Origin of the sequence: Vulcanococcus limneticus LL (genome assembly GCF_002252705.1) — a bacterium.
GTDB lineage: Bacteria > Cyanobacteriota > Cyanobacteriia > PCC-6307 > Cyanobiaceae > Vulcanococcus > Vulcanococcus limneticus.
Window position 1 is genome coordinate 50,330 of the sequence record NZ_NQLA01000013.1, and the last position, 12,516, is coordinate 62,845.

Annotated in this window: 14 protein-coding genes and 1 tRNA gene; 9 read left to right on the plus strand and 6 right to left on the minus strand. The window is 61.4% G+C overall.

Annotation, left to right across the window (positions count from 1 at the left end; genetic code table 11):
- Positions 1–45: 45 nt before the first annotated feature.
- On the minus strand, positions 46–168 hold the full coding sequence (locus tag CJZ98_RS07750) for a photosystem II protein Y (RefSeq protein ID WP_094590045.1): 123 nt from the start codon (positions 166–168) through the stop codon (positions 46–48).
- 117 nt (positions 169–285) lie between these two features.
- Positions 286–807 carry a gamma carbonic anhydrase family protein gene (locus CJZ98_RS07755; RefSeq protein ID WP_094590047.1) on the minus strand — a complete coding sequence of 174 codons (522 nt, stop codon included), beginning with the start codon at positions 805–807 and terminating at the stop codon, positions 286–288.
- Positions 808–922: 115 nt separating this feature from the next.
- Between CJZ98_RS07755 and CJZ98_RS07760 the strand changes: the two genes are divergently transcribed.
- Together CJZ98_RS07760 and CJZ98_RS07765 are read left to right on the plus strand one after the other, a co-directional pair.
- Positions 923–994: transfer RNA gene (locus CJZ98_RS07760), tRNA-Lys, on the plus strand.
- Between the two features lie 235 nt (positions 995–1,229).
- Positions 1,230–2,591 carry a site-specific integrase gene (locus tag CJZ98_RS07765; protein WP_094590049.1) on the plus strand — a complete coding sequence of 454 codons (1,362 nt, stop codon included), beginning with the start codon at positions 1,230–1,232 and terminating at the stop codon, positions 2,589–2,591.
- Here CJZ98_RS07765 and CJZ98_RS07770 read toward each other — a convergent pair.
- From CJZ98_RS07770 to CJZ98_RS07785, 4 genes are all read right to left on the minus strand, one after another.
- A complete protein-coding gene (locus CJZ98_RS07770) occupies positions 2,569–2,844 on the minus strand; it encodes a hypothetical protein (protein WP_198537568.1) in 276 nt (91 codons plus the stop codon). The genes CJZ98_RS07765 and CJZ98_RS07770 overlap by 23 nt on opposite strands.
- On the minus strand, positions 2,837–3,034 hold the full coding sequence (locus tag CJZ98_RS07775) for a hypothetical protein (RefSeq protein WP_094590050.1): 198 nt from the start codon (positions 3,032–3,034) through the stop codon (positions 2,837–2,839). Before CJZ98_RS07775 ends, CJZ98_RS07770 begins: the two co-directional genes overlap by 8 nt.
- Before the next feature lie 94 nt (positions 3,035–3,128).
- The gene (locus tag CJZ98_RS07780) at positions 3,129–3,428 is read right to left on the minus strand and encodes a hypothetical protein (protein ID WP_094590052.1); all 300 of its coding nucleotides are present in this window, start codon (positions 3,426–3,428) and stop codon (positions 3,129–3,131) included.
- A 69-nt stretch (positions 3,429–3,497) separates the two neighbouring features.
- A complete protein-coding gene (locus tag CJZ98_RS07785; protein WP_157910910.1) occupies positions 3,498–3,761 on the minus strand; it encodes a hypothetical protein in 264 nt (87 codons plus the stop codon).
- An 884-nt stretch (positions 3,762–4,645) separates the two neighbouring features.
- On the opposite strand from CJZ98_RS07785, the gene CJZ98_RS07790 reads away from it, so the two are divergent.
- From CJZ98_RS07790 to CJZ98_RS18760, 7 genes are all read left to right on the plus strand, one after another.
- Complete coding sequence (locus tag CJZ98_RS07790) at positions 4,646–6,739, plus strand: RecQ family ATP-dependent DNA helicase (RefSeq protein WP_094590055.1); 2,094 nt, start codon at positions 4,646–4,648, stop codon at positions 6,737–6,739.
- Positions 6,736–8,118 (plus strand): DNA-processing protein DprA, encoded by a 1,383-nt coding sequence (locus tag CJZ98_RS07795; RefSeq protein WP_094590057.1) that lies wholly within the window; start codon positions 6,736–6,738, stop codon positions 8,116–8,118. The genes CJZ98_RS07790 and CJZ98_RS07795 overlap by 4 nt, the downstream gene beginning before the upstream one ends.
- A gap of 226 nt (positions 8,119–8,344) precedes the next feature.
- Positions 8,345–9,459, plus strand: a protein-coding gene (locus tag CJZ98_RS07800) for an IS3 family transposase (RefSeq protein WP_094590059.1) whose coding sequence is annotated in 2 segments (ribosomal slippage) — positions 8,345–8,606 and positions 8,606–9,459 — 1,116 coding nt in all. Because the reading frame shifts where the segments join, the coding sequence is not laid out codon by codon here.
- A gap of 70 nt (positions 9,460–9,529) precedes the next feature.
- On the plus strand, positions 9,530–10,510 hold the full coding sequence (locus CJZ98_RS07805) for a vWA domain-containing protein (RefSeq protein ID WP_157910911.1): 981 nt from the start codon (positions 9,530–9,532) through the stop codon (positions 10,508–10,510).
- A 50-nt stretch (positions 10,511–10,560) separates the two neighbouring features.
- On the plus strand, positions 10,561–11,091 hold the full coding sequence (locus tag CJZ98_RS07810; protein WP_094590063.1) for a YcjF family protein: 531 nt from the start codon (positions 10,561–10,563) through the stop codon (positions 11,089–11,091).
- Positions 11,088–11,954, plus strand: a complete 867-nt coding sequence (locus CJZ98_RS07815; RefSeq protein ID WP_157910912.1) for a hypothetical protein — start codon at positions 11,088–11,090, stop codon at positions 11,952–11,954. Before CJZ98_RS07810 ends, CJZ98_RS07815 begins: the two co-directional genes overlap by 4 nt.
- Positions 11,955–12,143: 189 nt before the next feature.
- Entirely contained in the window at positions 12,144–12,461 is a 318-nt protein-coding gene (locus tag CJZ98_RS18760) for a hypothetical protein (protein WP_198537571.1), read from the plus strand.
- Positions 12,462–12,516: the final 55 nt, after the last annotated feature.

Below are 12,516 nucleotides of genomic sequence, written 5' to 3' on the forward strand. Positions count from 1 at the left end.
GGCCTGAAGAGGCAGGCTAGGAGCCGGTCTGCGCTGACGAGGCGATCAGGCGCGTGCGCGCTTGAGCATGAGCTGCAGCTGGCCCACGGCGGCCCGGCCGATGTTGAATGCGGCCCAGCCCACGGCCAGCAGAACGGGGGTGGCAACGAGTAGGAGCCGTGCGTCCATGGCGAGGGAAAAACTGCGTGGCGTGATCTTACGAACTTGTCCAGGCTCCGGAGGGCAGCGGCGCCGCGGCTGATCGAATTCGCAGCAAATGGAGGCGCCGCTGGGCGCCAAACGGCCTCAGGGGCTGAAGCCCAGCTCCGGGCTGCGGCCGGCGTGGGCCATGGCCAGTTGCCGGTAGCGGCGGGCATGCTGCCGCTGCTCGGCGGCCGCTTCCTGGCTCAGCTCGCGCTTGACCTGGGCAGGCGCCCCCATCACCAGGGCCCTGGGCGGCACGTCCCGGGTCACCACCGAACCCGCCGCCACCAGCGCTCCGGATCCCACCGTGACGCCGTTGAGCACCACGGCGCCGATGCCGATCAGGCAGCCGTCCTCCAGGGTGGCGCCGTGCACCACGGCCCGGTGGCCGATGGTCACGTCCGCCCCGATCAACACCGGCTGGCCGGGATCGCCGTGCAGCACCGCCCCGTCCTGCACGTTGCTGCCCTCCCCGATCACAATCGGGCAGACATCGCCGCGGGCCACGGCCGTGGGCCAGAGGCTGGCGCCCGCCGCCAGCTGCACATCACCGATCAGCACTGCCGAGTCGGCCACCCAGGCGTCGGGATGCACGCTCGGTTCAGGCCAGGGAAAGGCGTCCATGGGAAGGGCTTTGGGGCGCAGACTCCCATCCTGCGGCGGCTTGGAGCTCGGACCCGCTGGGTGATACGTTCTTTTGGTGCCCGAAAGGGCCACCCCGCGGGTTCATCCCATGGGCGGGTCGCTAGCTCAGCGGTAGAGCACTCGGCTTTTAACCGATTGGTCCTGAGTTCGAATCTCAGGCGACCCATGTTCTGAGACTTCTGCCCTGCTGGCGGCTTTGGTTGCTGCGCAGTAGATCTCAGCGATTTCAGCCGCTGGTGCGATTCTCGGCTTAAGACCGCAGATGACCGCCAAAAACCGCAGTTGTGTCATTTCCTTGGGACTCTGTCCCAAGGAATCCGGCCTGTCTCGTACTGCGAGACTGGCTAGAGCGGGTCCAGAGCTTGGCGAGGTGGGAACCCTCACCAGAACGAGCGATTCCCATGGCCACGATTCAGAGCCCTTTGCAGCGCTGCAACGCCGTGCTGCGTGCTCTGGGAGCCCGTTACCGCCTGCGGGAGCACCGTCGCAGCCCTTGGCTCACCATCTATCAGCTGTGCCCGGGTGGCAAGACCCGCGAGGTCGCGGTTCACGGGTATGCGGCGTCAGATCCCGCAGCTGTTGCGTCTCTGCAGGAGCTGCTGATCGACGCGACCACAACCGGCAACTCCCTCGTATTGCCGGATCGCGGGGCCGTCGCCTCCGCTCCTCAGAACCAGCCCTGCTGGCCGGAGATCTGTGACGCGGTGGTGCGGTTCCAGCGGGGCCAGGGCGTGAACATGAACCTGGCGGGGCCGTTCAAGGGCAAGGGTTACTTCTGCCTGCTGCCGGCCGACCAGCCGGCAACTGAAGAAGACGTGCGCCGCTTTGCGCTGCACACCAGCGAGAGCCTCAAGGCCCGGCTGGAGGATCCCGCGGAACCGCTGATCCCGATGGCGACCCATCGCCAGGGCTTCCGGCAGAAGCGGGAGGTGGTGTCGCTGCTTCGCCGTGCCGGCTTTGGGGCGATTGCCCCGCAGGCGCTGAGCGAGGAGCTCAAGGGGCTGGTGAACCGCAAGAAGCAGGCGCTGGTGGCGGCGGGTGAGTCGCGGCGGCGGATCCCGAGCACGGAGGCGATCGAGCAGTGGCTGGATGCGGTGATGGAGGAGGACCCGCTGTGGGGCTGGGTGTTCGCGATGGTGGCCACCTACGGCCTGCGGCCCCATGAGGTGTGGCACATTGCCGAGCTGCCCGATGCGCAGGGCATGGTGAGCGTGGGTGTCGCCGCCCGCCATATCAAGGTGACCAAGACCGGCTTCCGGGTGGCGCTGCCCCTGCCGGCGGCCTGGGTGGAGCGGTACGCGCTCGGCGGTGTCAATGGTGAGCGGCGGCTGGAGGAGCTGCGGCGCCGCTACCGGCCTCGCTACGTGAATGAGGAGGGGGTGCCCTATGACCCCGAGCGGGACCTGGTGATGCGCTGCGACAACAACGAGCGGCTGGGCGCGGTGTGCTGCCACAAGCTGCGCAGCAGTGATGCCCGGGCGGAGTTCGAGCTGCAGACCAAGCTGTACGCCTGGGTGGAGACGGCGCCGGCCCAGGGGAAGCGCAAGGCCCAGCGCCGCCGGGAGCGCTGCGTGCCTTACGACCTGCGGCACGCCTACGCGATCCGGGCGCGGGAGACGACGAGCTGGAACTACGCGGATGTGGCGGCGGTGATGGGCCACAGCCCGGAGGTGCACCGCCGCACGTACCTGAGGGAGATCAGCGGGGAGCAGACGAAGGCGTCGGTGGCGCGGCGGATGCTCACGCAGGCCGAGGCCGCCTGAGGGAGCTGGCCGGGAACCACCGCCTGGCAGCGATCACGTCCTTGCAGTGATCGAGGTGCCAGAGGTGGTCGGAGCGCGGCGCGGCGGGGTTCTTGCGCACCCAGTGGAAGCCGTGGCGCAGGACCCGCCGTTGCCGCCAGCGACAGAGGGTGGAGCGGCTGATGCTCAGGTGCTGGCAGAGCGCAGCGGTCTCCAACCAGGGGCTCTCCGCTGGTTGAGGCGGCTCTGCCGTGCTGGTGGGGACGTCAGCCAAGGCGCCCCAGGGCGAGCTGACAGCGCTGCAGGTGCCAGAGCAGGTGCGAGCGGCTGGCGGTGGGGTTCTTGGGCACCAGATGGCGGCCGTCCTTGAGCAGGCCCTGGCGGCGGATGAGGAAGAGGGTGGAGCGGCTGATGGCCAGCTGGGCGCAGAGCTGGTCGGTGGTCAGCCAGAGGTCAGCGGCCATGGGGTGTGGCGTGGAATCCGCTGCGGCTGGTGCCGGCAGCAGGGGAGGCTACCGGCGGCGTCAGGTAGGCCCGGTGCCTGTCCTGCATGACCCCTCACTCCTCCCAGTCCCAGACCCCCAGCCGCTCGAGCCAGGCATCGCACTGCTCGGGGTTCCAGCCGTGGTGCTGCTCGAGCCGATCGGCGATGGAGAGCATCAGGTCAAAGACCTCCCCCTCGTAACCGCCCTGCCACTGGGCCTGCTGCTGCAGGGCCTGGGCGAGCTGGAGCAGGTCCAGCTCAGCCAGCAGGTTGGCCTGGTCCGCGGTTGCCTGGGCGTGGGTGGCAACGGCCCTGGCGCGGGGCGGCCATCGCCAAAGCCGGCACCAGGCGAGGAGCTGTTGGAGAACCGGCACGGGCGCAGAGGCGGGGCCCTTGAGGGTTCCGGGGAGCTCCAGGTGGACATTTAATCGACGTGCCGCTCATCAATCTTTCTCCTCAATCGCATTGAGCGTGTCTGGTGTGATGTGGCTGATGATGCGAGGTAATCCATCGGGCTCCACAATGGCTCCGCAGAAGTCGATGCCCTTGGCGATGGCCTGTTCCCTCATCGCGATGAGCAGTTCGATTGTTTCCTGATCGTCACTGTCATCGGGTGATGGGCTTGGCTGTCGTTCCTGGGTCATTTCCTGATTGCTGTTAAGCAGAGCTATAGCAAAGCAAAGCGGCGATAAAAAGCGCCAGCGCATCCAGTAAGGTGGTGGCTGGGAGGAGGAGGTGGCTGTCTAGGAATTAGAAGCAGTTGCATTCTAGCCGCACTCCCACTGACATGCCCCCCCTTTTTTTTGTTGATCTAGGCAGATTGCGATTGGGTGGTCAAATGGCCGCTGCTTGCCATGTCCCTGGACTCACAGTTCCCTATGAGTCGAATAGGAAATTCTGCAGCGGCTGATCTGTGACTGCACCGCAGATAGCCTTGCACATGAATAATCCTCCACTTCGTCTCCCAGTCCGCCGAGGCAGTCACTGAGCCAGTCTGAACCCCTGCTTCTGCGCTCATGACGTGGTATTCGGCATTCGTCTGGAATACTGAAGACCTTGTCACTCGAATCTGCTATGTGGTTCATAACCACGTGTCGTACCAGGTAATATGAGTGATCCCAGTGGCACATGTCTAGGCATTTTCGAGCGCTGCTTGCTATTCGCCCCAAGCCGCTGGTGGCGCGCCACCACCCTGTCTCCATGGCGGATCGCCGCTTGCTGTTCCTTTGCCAGAACGCTCACCTGTTATTTGAGCAGCTTTCAGCAGGCGCTGTTCCACTTGCCCTCCACCTCGATGCAGGCCTTGTCATTGACTCACGCGCTCCAGCTCCCGTTCCGTCAGAAACGATGGCCGGTGTTGTAGGACCTGCGGGTTTCACTGCCATATCCCGGCAAACCGCAGCAGTTGCTTGTCGGGGGTGCCACGGATGCGCAGATCGGCCACCTCCCCGCCTTGGACCCTCGCGGGTCGGCATATTCGATGGGGAGATCCAAATCCAGGGCATGGCCCTCACCGTCCAAGCCATGGCTATACTGCTGTTAGGGCTGAGGTTTGAGATACCATCGACAGCGGCTCTGAAGCCAGTCACTGATGGCAGCAAGCGTTTTCAATCACGCCCGTGCTCTTCATCTGCTGCGGGCAGGATCGGGTAATCCCAAGGCCGATTTCCGCGATGGCCAACTGGAGGCGATCCAGGCCGTCTGCGAACAGTCCAGCCGCGTAATGGTGGTGCAGAAGACGGGGTGGGGCAAGAGCTTCGTCTACTTCATTTCTACCCTCCTTTACCGCGATGCCGGGCGAGGCCCGTCGCTGTTGATCTCACCTTTGCTCTCTCTGATGCGCAACCAGGTGGCCGCCGCAGAGCGCATGGGTCTTCGTGCTGCCACAGTCAACACTGAGAATCAGTACCAGTGGCAGCGTATTGAGCGTCAGGTCGCCAATGGAGAGCTTGATCTCCTGTTGATCTCGCCAGAGCGCCTGCAAAACGAACGGTTCATCCTTGGGCCTATGGCAGCTCTGAACCCGAGCCTGGTTGTGATTGATGAAGCTCACTGCATTTCCGACTGGGGACACGACTTCCGCCCCGACTATCGGCGCCTGGGCCGGCTGGTGAAAACCATTCCTAATATCTCGCTGCTCGCCACCACCGCTACAGCTAGCCAGCGCGTGATGGACGACCTCGCTGCCGAACTGGGTCCGAGCCTCTATCAACTCCGCGGAGACCTTAACCGCTCCTCGCTCACCTTGCAGACGCTGCAGCTCCCAAGCCAGACCGCACGGTTGGCCTGGCTGGCGAGCACCATTCGCACCATGGAAGGCAGCGGCATCGTCTACACCCTCACTAAACGCGATGCCCGCGTGGTGGCGGGCTGGCTCAAAGAGTGCGGCATTGAGGCTGAGGCCTACTTTGGTGGTAGCAGCATGGTGAGCTCAGAGCGCGAGCGCCTGGAGGAAGCGTTGATCCGCGACCAGCTGCAAGTTCTCGTGGCCACAACAGCGCTGGGTATGGGCTACGACAAACCCAATCTCGCCTTCGTGTTCCATTACCAGATGCCGGGCTCGGTCGTGGCTTACTACCAACAGGTGGGGCGTGCCGGTCGGGCCTTAGAAGCTGCGCGGGGTGTGCTGCTCTCAGGCCGGGAAGACCTCCGCATCAATCAGTTCTTCATCCGCAATGCCTTCCCAACACGGGCTGCCGTGGAGGAGGTGCTCACCGTGCTGGATCAGGCACCTGAGGATGGACTCCACCTCAATCGCTTGATGGAGACCATTAATCTCAGTGAGCAACGCATTCAGCAAACACTCAAAATCCTATCGCTTGAGGTGCCAGCTCCAGTGGGCTGCACCAACAACATGTGGCAGCGCCTACCCGCGCCGGTCTCTCCATCCTTCTGGCAGCGAGTGGAGCGTCTTGAGCAGCGGCGCGAAGAAGAGCTCAATCAGATGCAGGCCTTCCTTGAGCTCCCCTACGGTAGTCACATGCCGTTTGTGGTCCAGGCCCTTGACGGCGACCCCTTTAACGTGGATGCGCCTCGGTTAGCACCCCTGAGCGAGCTCGTGGACAGGGAGCTCGCCATGCACGCTGCCGCCTACCTCAAACGCCTGGATATCCCCATCTACCCCCGCAAGGAGTGGCCGATTTGGGGCATCCCTAGTTTCGCGCCACCCAAGAACAAGTACATTTATACCAGTCGCAAGGCTGAGGTGGGGCGGGCTCTCTGCTACTGGAGTGATGCCGGTTGGGGGGGGCTGGTAGAGCAAGGCAAGTACAAGGACGGCCGCTTCTCTCAGGAGCTTGTGGATGCCTGCGTTGCTCTCCTGGAGCGCTGGAGCCCCTCTCCCGCTCCGGAATGGGTCTGCTGCATCCCCTCCAGCCGCCATCGCGAGCTCGTCCCAGATTTCGCCTACCGGCTGGCTGGCGCGCTGGGTCTGCCCTTTGTTGAGGCTCTGGTGAAGGTGCGGGAGAACGAGCAGCAGAAAGCCATGCAGAACAACACCCAGCAGGTCCGCAACCTGGATGGAGCGTTTGCGGTATGCCCTGAACTGCCTCCCGGACCCTGCCTCCTTGTCGACGACATGGTCGACAGCCGCTGGACATTTGCCGTAGCAGCCTGGCAGCTGCGAGCGGCCGGCAGTGGGCCAGTGTTACCGCTTGCATTGGCCCAGACTGGACAAGGCCGATGACCCTTGCTCCTGAGCCACCGATGGGTCCTGTAACCCTCTCGGACAACACCCAGGCAGTGCTGCTGCTCACCTCGCCTCTGTTAGTTGGAGGATCTGAGGGGTCAGCGGGTGCCAAGGTGCTTAGCGCAGGTGAATACAGCCAGCTGGCTATGAGCTTGCGGCAGTCGCGACACCAGCCAGCCGATCTTCTCAATGGTGGACGCGACGCGCTGCTGGCCTCTTTGCCAGCCCATTTCGACCCCGAGCGCCTGAGTCAGCTGCTATCGCGCGGCTTCCAACTAGGTCAAGCGATTGAGCACTGGGCCAACCGCTCGATCACCGTCATCAGCCGCGCCGACGAGGTCTACCCCAGGCGCTACAAGCAGCGCCTGAAGCACCTGGCTCCACCGTTGCTCTACGTCTGCGGCCATCTTGCGCTGCTCGACAGCCCTGCGCTGGCAGTGGTCGGCTCACGTTCGACACCGGAGGTTGTCTTACAGCAAACCACCGAGATCGCTTCCTTAGCGGCATCCGCAGGCGTTGTTATTGCCTCCGGTGCCGCCCGAGGTGTTGATGAAGCGGCCATGCTCGGCGCCCTCAATGCAGGTGGGTATGCCATCGGTGTAGTGGCGGACAGTCTTGAAAAAATGAGCGCAAAGCCCATTTGGCGCCAAGGGCTGATTGATGGACGCTTACTGCTGCTATCCGCAGACGCGCCGAGTGCACGCTTCCAGCCGTGGCGGGCGATGGCACGCAACAAATTGGTCTATGCCTTATCTGATGCCGCTTTAGTGATGAGCTCTGACAAGGATCGTGGCGGGACATGGGAGGGAGCCAAGGAGCAACTAACCAAGATCAGATCTTGTCCTATCTATGTGATGGATGACCCGCGGGGAGGGGAGGGCCTTCCAGCAATTCATGCGATGGGAGCAGGCCTCTGGCCCTATCCATCGTCTCCAGAACAGCTGAAATTAGTCGTGGTCGATAAGCCTCCGCTACGCCATACTCCCACTGCTTATCATAATAAGATGCACGCTGATCTTCATGCAGAGTCTCTGCAGCAGTCACTATGGGATCTAGGTGACTTCAGTCCTAGACTGGTTTTATCAGAAGTCAATGAGGATATTGGTGCGGCTACCGATTGCAAGTCCGGCGAAACAAAGCAGCCATCTCTAAAGCCAGATCATAGCCTTCTGGGTCGAACACTCTCCCCCGCAGATGAATTGCATGCTTTTGCCAAGAAGGTAATCCTCGAAGCGCTGGAGCACCCCAAAACAGAATCTGATCTTGTGGAACTGCTCAAGATTGCAAGACCCCAGATCAAAGACTGGTGTAGTGCGCTAGTTGCCCAAGGGCACGCTAAGAGATTGAATAAGCCCATCCGATATGTCAGATCCTGAATTTGGTGTTCGTATCTGATTCAGTGGCGGCCAGGGCGAATTTGAGGCTTTATCGCGGGAAAGATCGTGCCCATTGCCTTCAAATAAACGGCGAACGTAATTGCCATAGTAGCGCTCTTAATTGTTCTGCAGGCTACGGGCTGGTGCAACTTTGACGTGGACCCCGGAAACCGGTCCAGGGTGAATGAGAGTCCTCATCCGGCCAGACTGGGCCGGGGACTCGACCATGAAACGCACCAGGCACACGGCGGAGCAGATCATCCGCAAGCTCAAAACCGCCGAGCAGCTGATCGCCCAGGGCAAGACCGTGGCCGACGTCTGCCGTGTCATCGAGGTGACGCAGCCGACTTACCACCGCTGGAAGCAGCAGTACGGGGGCATGCAGGCCGAGGAGGCCAGGCGGCTGACTCAGCTGGAGAAGGAGAACGCTCGGCTCAAGAAGCTGCTGGCAGAGGCCGAGTTGGAGAAAGCGATGCTCAAGGATCTCGCCGAGGGAAACTTCTGAGCCCGGAGCGTCGCCGCAGAGCCGTTGCGGTTCTGCAGGAGCGTTACCGGGCCTCTGAACGCCTGGCCTGCCGGGTGGTGGGCCAGCACCGCAGCACCCAGCGTCACAACGGCAACGTTGTTTCGATCGAGGAGGCCAAGCTCCGCCACCGTCTCCGCGAAATCGCGGCTGAGCACATCCGCTGGGGCCGCCGGATGGCCTACCGCCTGCTCAGGCGAGAGGGCTGGACGGTGAACCACAAGCGGGTGCAGCGGCTCTGGCGGGAGGAAGGCCTGCAGCGGCCCACTCCCCGGAAGCGAAAGCGGGCTCGGCCCGCAGATGGCTCTGTGCGGCGTCACCAGGCTGAGCATCCCCACCAGGTGTGGGCCATGGACTTCCAGTTCGATGCCACAGCTGATGGCCGCAGGCTCAAGTTCCTGAACGTGATCGATGAGCACAGCCGCCTCTGCCTGGCCATCCGGGTGGGAAGGCGCTGCAAGGCAAAGGATGTGGTGACTGTGCTGGAGGAGCTCACCAGCCTCTACCCGGCCCCGGCGTTCATCCGATCAGACAACGGTCCGGAGTTCATCGCCCAGGCACTACGGGGCTGGTGCGAGGCCAGCACCACCACCAGCACGGCCTACATCGCGCCCGGATCTCCGTGGGAGAACGGTTTCGCGGAATCGTTCAACGGACGGTTCAGGGATGAGTTCCTCAATACGGAGCTGTTCACCACAGCTCCAGAGGCGCAGATCCTGGCCGATCGTTGGCGCTGGGCGTACAACACCCTCAGGCCGCATTCGGCCCTCCAGGGGCGTACGCCCGTGGAGGCAGCTCAACAGGGAGCTGCAGCATGACCACACCCACCAACTCTCATAAGGCCTGGACCAACGAAGGGGGTCACGTCACTTCGATAACCGGGAGCAGGTGTTGATCCCCTCCACGCCGGTGCGCGACCCCCACCCCTTCCTCGCGGCGATCAACACCATCCACAGTGGCAGTTGCACGGCCCTGTTCGACGGATGGTTGGCCGGCGCACTGCAGGCAGCCGAACATCAAAATCCAGCAGCCCTCAATCGGGTGCTGCTCCTCTCCGATGGTCAGGCCAACCGTGGCCTGACTGACATGGGAGAGATCGCCGACCGGGTGGCCGGACTGACCCAGCGAGGAGTCAGCACCAGCGCCTTCGGGCTAGGCATGGACTTCGATGAGGACTTGATGGGGGCGATCGCCATGGCCGGTGACGGCACCCTGGCCCACATCCAATCCCCCCGGCAGCTCGATGAGCTCTACGACGCCGAATTACAGGGCCTGGCTACGACCTTTGGCCATAGGGTGAGCCTTGGCCTCCGGGCCACGAACGGCGCCGAACTGGAGGATGTCCTCAACGATCTGCCCCTCACCCCATTGGGCAATCGCCAGCTCCCTGGGCTGCGCTACGGGCGGGAGCTGAATGTCGCGGTTCGGTTGCAGCTGCCCGCCTGGCAGGCGAACCAGGAGATCGCCAGCGTGCGGCTGGCCTGGAATCCACCCGGCGATGAGCAGCGCCAGGAGCTGGTTCAACTCCTGGCCCTGCCGGTCCTTCCTGCAGAAGAGATCGCAGCCCTGCCCACTGACAGCGCCGTGGCCGAGGAGTTTGCCGTGCAGGCCGCCAATCGTGCCCGCAGACAGGCGATGGCGGAGCTAGATCGTGGCGACATGGTCGCCGCCACAGGCACTCTCGCACGGATGACCTCCTGGATGTCGAGCCTTTCCCCCTCGCCACGCACAACCCGGGAACTGCAGCTGTTGCAGGAGAAGCTGGGACTGCTGATGAGCGACCGGAATCTGGCCCGCAAAAACCTCAGCAGGGAATCCCTTCGCTCCAGCCTTGAGGTATGGGAGAGCGAGAACAGACCCTCGGACTGATTGCCGATCCAGGGAACCCCAGACGAACACCCACCATCCGGAGCACAACCATGACCAGCACCCCACAGAATCTGATCGATCGCCTCAAGGCCAGGATCCAGCGTGAAGTCACCGAGATCGAGGCCAGGGCCGACCTCACCACAGAGGAGAAGGTCTCTCGCATCATCCATATCTTTTCGGCCACCTGTGCAGCCGCCGCCGCACAACCACTTCCATTTGCCGACATCTTTATTCTCACTCCGATTCAGGCTTACATGGGAGCGCGCCTGTCAGCCATCCGGGGGATGCCGATAAGTGATGCAAAGGCCAACGAACTTCTTAAGGAAGTCCTAGGCACCGTCGGGATGGGGATGTTGGCCCAGCAGGCCGCCTTGGGTCTCTACAAAGTGGGGCTACCTTTCCTCGCAGGCGTCACCACCATCCCGCTGGTGTATGGCCTGACCTTCGCCATTGGGAGAACCATGGACTATTACCTCAAGGAGAAGGCTAGAGGGAAAGTTGTTAGTGCCGTCGATCTCAAGCGCATGTGGCATGACTACCAGAAGGAGGGCCGTAGCAAGGGCAAGGAGTTCAAGCCATGACGCGCATCCCGTCGCCAATGGTCCGGTTCCTCAGCTGCCGGTTCGATGAAGTTGCCATCCTTACGGCGCTGGCCAAGATCACATGGGCCGACGAGCCCCCCGGAGAGACGGACTATGCGGTGCTGGCTGCCCTCAAGCGAAGTTCACCGGAATGGGATCTTCCCCTGGAGCAGATCAGCGAGAAGCTCTCTACCTTCAACGATGACCAGATTGTGGGACTTGTCAATAATGTCAAAGGGATTCTTCATGAGATGGAATTCCAGGCTTTGGAGAACAGCGATGGGGATACTGTCTACGCGGCACTGTTCCCGGATACAAATCACCAGGGGGTTGACGTCCAGTTGACGGATGCCAGCTCAGGTGAGATCTGGGAGGTACAGCTCAAGTCCACAGACAACCCAGGCTTGATCAATGAATGGTTGGAATCAAATCCGGATTCTCAAATCCTGGTCACTGAGGAGCTAGCAGAGAAGATGAACCTGGAGTCTTCTGGCCTTAGTAATCAGGAGATGACCATCAGGGTGGAAGACTTTGTGGACCGAATGCAGGAGTTGAATCAGACGACCGATGACACGATATGGACATACTTCCCCTTTCTGCCGCTTCTCTCGACTGGCATCATTGTCTTTGAGCTCTGGCGGCGGCATCGTGCGGGAATTCTTACAATTGATCAATTCCGTGATCTCACCCTGAAGACTCTTGGGATCAAGGCCGCAAAATACGCCACGCTTTTTGCTGCTCTGTCAGTACCTGGCTTGAATGTTGTGGTTGCGGTGTATCTCCTGGCTTCACTTGTGATGTCTAGCGCATCCATTGCTCATGAGGCAATGAGTTTTCGGCCGCTTAAGTGGATAAAACGCTGAATTGCAATGCCATACAGCAGCACGTGACGTGGATCATCTCATGCGGAATTCTGGAGCCGAACCTTAGAGAAGTGGATTGTTGGTCTATTCACGTCTTCCTCCTTCTCTGGCCTAGTGATCGTGTAGGAATTGACCCACACGGCTGCTATCACTAAGATAAGCGCAGGGAATCGCTGCTAATTCAACTCCATGAGCCTTGTTAACACGCCGATTGTTGGGGCCCAGATTTCCGAAGTATACAAATGGCTTTGCTTTGTCGGATACTTAAGTCATTCGATGATTCCAAGAAGTGCCGGTCGAATGGATGATATTCAGTCCGTCTTGGAATATGTTTCTAAGCACCGCGCTCGTGATCTAAGCGAGTCTGGCGCTTGGTGGGACTCTTTCTTGATTAACCGTGATAATAGGCTGTATACTGCATTTCTCATTAATGGTATTCGCTCAATTCCAAGAGAAGAGACTCTTGGGCACCTCGAAAAATCAACAATACACTTGATTCCGGCATGATCTCGTTTATGATTGGTTGAACAATTTTCATGCCAACAGTGGGTCAGAGAGGCTT